We start from the raw sequence: 767 nt of genomic DNA, 5'->3' as shown, positions 1-767 counted from the left end.
AGGTATGAATTGTTTGGCGATTTTTTATACAATGCCACAACGTTGTAATTAAGAAGAGCAAGATGAACTCCGATTTAAAAACGGATGCACAGTGGCGCCAGCAACTTAGTGACGAGCAATATCGGGTTACCCGGCAGGCTGGCACAGAGCCGCCTTTTTCAGGTGAATATGTCAATCACGATGAAACCGGACGTTATCACTGTATCTGCTGTGGCCAGGCCTTATTTGCTTCAGATGCCAAGTTTGATGCCGGTTGTGGTTGGCCAAGTTTTTCATCACAGCTGGAGCATGGTGTAGTCACTCATCATCCGGATTACAGTCATAATATGGATCGTACCGAGGTACGCTGTCAGCAATGTGAAGCCCATTTGGGTCATGTATTTGACGATGGCCCGGCTCCGACCGGCCTGCGCTATTGCATTAATTCAGTGGCCCTCGATTTTCATGACCAGGACTGAATGGACGCTCTACATTATTCAAGCGGCGAATGGTCATTTATATACCGGCATAACCACAGACCTGGAACGACGTTTAAAACAACATCAGAACCATAAAGGCGGCGCCCGTTTTTTCCATACCAGTGATGCACAGAAAGTAGTGTATCAGGAGCAGCATCCCGATCGCAGCAGTGCAAGCCGTCGGGAAGCAGTAATCAAAAAACTCAGCAGACAACAAAAACTGAACCTTATCGGCAAGCCATCAGACCATGTATAATGGCGGGTTTTTTCAGCACGTCTGAATTTCTCCTTTAGATACAGGATTTTAAC

General features: G+C 46.7%; 2 protein-coding genes. Both read left to right on the top strand.

All coding sequences use genetic code 11. The features are described from left to right. The first annotated feature begins 62 nt into the window (after nt 1-62). Complete coding sequence (gene msrB / locus B3O33_RS08060) at nt 63-458, top strand: peptide-methionine (R)-S-oxide reductase MsrB (RefSeq protein ID WP_292361907.1); 396 nt, start codon at nt 63-65, stop codon at nt 456-458. Further along, nucleotides 445-714: a GIY-YIG nuclease family protein gene (locus B3O33_RS08055; RefSeq protein WP_292361906.1), complete on the top strand. Its 270-nt coding sequence runs from the start codon at nt 445-447 to the stop codon at nt 712-714. Before msrB ends, B3O33_RS08055 begins: the two co-directional genes overlap by 14 nt. The last annotated feature ends 53 nt before the right edge of the window (nt 715-767 follow it).

The sequence above is a fragment of the Methylophaga sp. UBA1464 genome (assembly GCF_002325665.1).
Classification (GTDB): Bacteria; Pseudomonadota; Gammaproteobacteria; order Nitrosococcales; family Methylophagaceae; genus Methylophaga.
The sequence above is the reverse complement of the archived record's forward strand: the minus strand, read 5'-3'. Positions and strand labels throughout refer to the sequence as shown.

Bases quoted from the DNA above. Each gene is read 5' to 3' on its own strand.
- msrB (WP_292361907.1), top strand. From the start codon at position 63: ATGAACTCCGATTTAAAAACGGATGCACAGTGGCGCCAGCAACTTAGT.
- B3O33_RS08055 (WP_292361906.1), top strand. From the start codon at position 445: ATGACCAGGACTGAATGGACGCTCTACATTATTCAAGCGGCGAATGGT.